Source organism: Pseudokineococcus marinus (assembly GCF_013004605.1).
Taxonomy (GTDB): domain Bacteria; phylum Actinomycetota; class Actinomycetes; order Actinomycetales; family Quadrisphaeraceae; genus Pseudokineococcus; species Pseudokineococcus marinus.
This window is the reverse complement of sequence record NZ_JABEMA010000257.1, coordinates 1-4,518: the sequence shown is the minus strand read 5'-3', so window position 1 is coordinate 4,518 and position 4,518 is coordinate 1. Positions and strand designations below refer to the sequence as shown.

Here is a 4,518-nt window from a genome sequence, read left to right as displayed (position 1 = left end):
GCCCCGGCCACCGGCCCGGCCCGCCGACCCGCACCTCCTCCGCGCGCCGCCCCCGGGCGGCGCGGCGCACCGTCGCGCCCACCGTCCCGACCGACCCCGCCCAGGAGGCGACGTGGTCTCGCAGCAGCTCCGCCCCGCCCCGCAGGAGAGCCCGGCGTCGTACGCCGCGCCCCGCGGCTCCCGCTCGGTCCCCGTCCTCCTGCTCAAGGTCCTCGTGCTCGCGGTGGTCATCAGCACCGTGGTGTCGCTGACGCCGGCGCTGGTCGCGGCGGAGCGGTGGGGCTTCCTCGTCTTCTTCTGGGTGCTCGTGCTGCTCGTCGTCGCCGTCTACGCGACCCGGCGCGCGATCCCGCTCAAGTACCTGCTGCCCGGGGCGGTGCTGCTCTTCAGCTTCGTCGTCTACCCGGTCATCTCCACCTTCCAGGTGTCGCTGACCAACCTCGGCGACGGCACGCGGGCCACCCGCGAGGAGGCGACGGCGCAGATCCTCGGGGCGTCCGTCGTCCAGGCGCCCGACGCGCCGCGCTACAACCTCAGCGTCGCCACGACCGGGTCGCCGTCGGCCGGGCCCTACGCCTTCCTCCTCGTCGACCCGGCGACGGGCGAGGCCTCCGTCGGCACGGACGAGGGGCTCGAGCCGCTCCCCGACGCGACCGTCACCGACGGCTTCGTCACCGCGGCCGACGGGTACGAGCTCCTGACGCCGGTGCAGGTCAACGACGCGAGCGCGCAGCTGGCCGACCTCACCGTGCCCGTCGACGGCGGGGCCGTCCGCCAGCTGGGCATCCGGCAGGCCTTCCTCGGCTCCACGCCCCTCGTCCACGACGAGGACGCCGAGACCATCACGAACACCGACACGGGCGTCGTCTACGCCCCGACGCTGCAGGGCGACCGCGAGTACTACGTCAGCGCCGACGGCCAGCGCCTCTCGGACCAGTCGTGGGCCGCCGACGTCGGCCTCGCCAACTACGTGCGGGCCTTCACGGACGCGCGGATCCTCTCCGACTTCCTCGGGATCTTCGGCTGGACCCTCGTCTTCGCCACGCTCTCGGTGGCGACCACCTTCGCGCTCGGGACCGTGCTCGCCATCGTCCTCAACGACCGCCGGGTCCGGGGCCAGAAGGTGTACCGCTCGATCCTGCTGCTGCCCTACGCCATCCCCAGCTTCATCTCGCTGCTGCTGTGGTCGGGCTTCTGGAACACCGACTTCGGGCTCATCAACGACCTCACCGGCCTGAGCGTCAACTGGTTCGGCGGCGAGACGACGGCGAAGGTCGCCGTCATCCTGACGAACCTCTGGCTCGGCTTCCCCTACATGTTCCTCGTCGTCACCGGAGCGCTGCAGGCCATCCCCGAGGACCTCAAGGAGGCGGCGGGCCTCGACGGCGCGGGCGGCTTCACGGGCTTCCGCACCATCACCTTCCCCCTGCTGCTCATCCCCACGGCGCCGCTGCTCGTGGCCTCCTTCGCCTTCAACTTCAACAACTTCAACACGATCTTCCTGCTCACCGGCGGCGGGCCCTTCACGCCGGACAACCCGACCGCCGGCGGCACGGACCTGCTCATCAGCTACACGATCCGCCTCGCCTTCGGCGCCAGCGGGGCGCAGTTCGGCTTCGCCTCCGCCATCGCGGTGCTGCTCTTCGTCCTCACCGGCGTCGTCGCCGCCCTGCAGTTCCGCCTGACCCGCCGCCTCGAGGACGTGATCTGACATGACCAGCCAGGAGCTGCGCGCGGGCACCCCCACCGCCCCCGGCCACCTCGCCGCCCCCGGTGGCGACGGCCCGTCCGCGCCGTCCGTCCCGCCGACCGCCTACCGCATGAGCCGCGGCCGCTGGTGGCGCGAGGTGGGCTGGCGGCACGTCGTCGGCCTCGCCGCCGTCGCGTTCGCCGTCTTCCCCGTCCTCTACATCGTCTCCGCGGCCTTCAACCCGCTGGGCAGCGTCGTGTCGACCGACCTCGTCCCGCGCCAGCTGAGCCTGGTGAACTTCCAGGCGCTCTTCACCGACCCGTCGCGGCCCTTCGGCCGGTGGATGCTCAACACGCTCGTCGTGTGCACCTCGGTGACGCTCATCCAGGTCACCTGCAGCGCCTTCGCCGCCTACGCCTTCAGCCGCTTCCGCTTCCGCGGGCGCCGCGGGGGCCTGCTGGCCCTCCTGCTCATCCAGATGTTCCCGCAGATCCTCGCCACCATCGCGCTGTTCCTGCTGTTCACCGACCTCGGCGAGGTCATCCCGGCCATCGGCCTCAACACCCTGGCCGGCTACGTCCTGGTCATGTGCGGCAACGCCTTCGCGCAGGTGTGGCTCATCAAGGGCTTCTTCGACTCGATCCCGGCCTCCCTCGACGAGGCCGCGACGGTCGACGGCGCCGGGCACGCGACGATCTTCTTCCGGATCCTCCTGCCGCTGCTCGTGCCGATCCTCGCCGTCACGAGCCTGCTCGCCTTCGTCGGCGTCATCAGCGAGTTCCTCATCGCCTCGATCTTCCTGCGCGAGGCGGGCGTGCGGACCGTCGCCGTGGGCCTGTGGTCGGTCATCGAGAACGACCGCTCGAACAACCTGGGGCTCTTCGCGGCGGGCGCGCTGCTCACGGCGATCCCCGTCGTCCTGCTCTTCCAGTACCTGCAGCGCTTCATCGTCGGCGGCATCACCGCGGGCGGGGTGAAGGGGTGAGCCCGGCGCCCCGGGACCACGAGCTCCGCGCGCCCCACCACGACGGCTCCGCCTGGTGCACGGGGACGGCGTCGCCGGCACTCGGCGAGCGCGTGCCCGTCCGGGTCCTCGTGCCCGACGCGGCCGACGGCTCGCCGTGGGGCGGCGCCGTCCACGTGCGCCAGCTGCGCGACGGCGAGCCCGTCCTGCGGGCCGCCGTGCCGGACGGCCGCGGCCCGGGCGGCACGTGGTTCTCCGCCGAGGTGGAGGCGCGCAACCCCGTCACCCCCTACCGCTTCCTCCTCGCGGGGCGCGACGGCGCGGGCCGGCCCGCGCACCGGTGGCTCACCGGCGAGGGCGTGACCACGCGCGACGTCACGGACGCCGCCGACTTCCGCCTCCTCGCCTCCGAGGGCCCGGCGGCGTGGGTGGCCGACCAGGTGGCCTACCAGGTCTTCCCCGACCGCTTCGCCCGCTCGGGCGCGGAGCGGGAGACGCCGTCGTGGGCGGACCGCGCCGCGTGGGACGACCCGGTGGTGCACCGCGGGCCCGGGGTGGGGCGGCAGTGGTTCGGCGGAGACCTCGACGGCGTCGCCGCCCACCTCGACCACGTCGCGTCGCTGGGCGCCTCGCTGCTCTACCTGACGCCCTTCTTCGAGGCCCGGTCGAACCACCGCTACGACGCGGTGACCTTCGACCACGTGGACCCCGCGCTCGGCGGTGACGCGGCGATGCGCCGGCTCGTCGACGCCGCGCACGCCCGCGGCATGCGGGTCATGGGCGACCTCACGACCAACCACACCGGCGTCGAGCACCCCTGGTTCCGCGCCGCCCTCGCCGACGCCACCTCCGAGGAGGCGGACTACTACCGCTTCCTCGACGACGACCCGATCGGCTACGAGACGTGGCTCGGCGTCGACACCCTGCCCAAGCTCGACCACACGTCGGCGGCCCTGCGCCGGCGGCTCGTCGACGGGCCGGGGTCCGTCGTCGCCGAGCACCTGCGGCGCGGCCTCGACGGGTGGCGCATCGACGTCGCCAACATGACCGGGCGCCTGGGCGCCGACGACCTCGCCGTCGAGGTGGCCCGCCTGGCGCGCGCGACGGCGCAGGCCACGAGCCCGGGCGCGTGGATGCTCGCCGAGCACTGCCACGACGCCTCCGCCGACCTCGTCGGGGACGGCTGGCACGGCGCCATGGACTACGCGGGCTTCACCCGGCCGGTGTGGGCGTGGCTCAACGCCGGCTACCCGGGGGGCCCGGGGGAGGAGCACGGCCTGCGCTTCCTCGGCTGGCCCGTGCCCGTGCCGGTGCAGCCGGGCGGCGACGTCGTCGCGACGATGCGCGCGGTCCACGCGGCGATGCCCTGGCGGTCGTGGGCGGCGTCGACGTCGCACCTCGACACGCACGACACGCCGCGCTTCCGCACGGTGGTGGGCGGCGGCCGCAGCGGCCTCGCCGACCTCGCCGGCCGCGGGCGCGACCGGCACGTCGCCGGCCTCGCGCTGCAGATGACGCTGCCCGGCGTGCCGACCCTCTTCGCCGGTGACGAGGTCGGGCTCACCGGCCTCGACGGCGAGCACTCGCGCACGCCCATGCCGTGGGACCGCCCGGAGGCGTGGGACGCGCCGACGCTCGGCGCCGTGCGCACCTGGGGCCGGCTGCGGCGGGCCTCCGTGGCGCTGCGCCGGGGCGGGCTGCGCTGGGTCGCCGCCCGGGACGACGTCCTCGTCCACCTGCGCGAGCTCGAGGAGGTCGCGGACCTGCGCGCGCTCGAGGCCGTGGAGCGCGAGCGGCGCGAGCTCGTCGTCGACGGCAAGCCCGTGACCGCCAGCTCGCTCGTCGAGCGGCTCGGCTTCACCCG

At 74.3% G+C, this 4,518-nt stretch carries 3 protein-coding genes; all 3 read left to right on the top strand.

What is annotated here, in order from left to right; all coding sequences use genetic code 11:
• Window positions 1–112 precede the first annotated feature (112 nt).
• Window positions 113–1,711: an ABC transporter permease subunit gene (locus HLB09_RS13495; RefSeq protein ID WP_171203866.1), complete on the top strand. Its 1,599-nt coding sequence runs from the start codon at window positions 113–115 to the stop codon at window positions 1,709–1,711.
• A gap of 109 nt (window positions 1,712–1,820) precedes the next feature.
• On the top strand, window positions 1,821–2,675 hold the full coding sequence (locus HLB09_RS13490; RefSeq protein ID WP_171203867.1) for an ABC transporter permease subunit: 855 nt from the start codon (window positions 1,821–1,823) through the stop codon (window positions 2,673–2,675).
• Window positions 2,672–4,518 (top strand): glycoside hydrolase family 13 protein (locus HLB09_RS13485; RefSeq protein WP_171203865.1); only part of this gene is annotated, 1,847 nt, incomplete at its 3' end. The genes HLB09_RS13490 and HLB09_RS13485, both read left to right, overlap by 4 nt.

Excerpts from the sequence above, each read along its gene's own strand:
- HLB09_RS13490 (WP_171203867.1), top strand. The coding sequence starts at position 1,821 with ATGAGCCGCGGCCGCTGGTGGCGCGAGGTGGGCTGGCGGCACGTCGTC.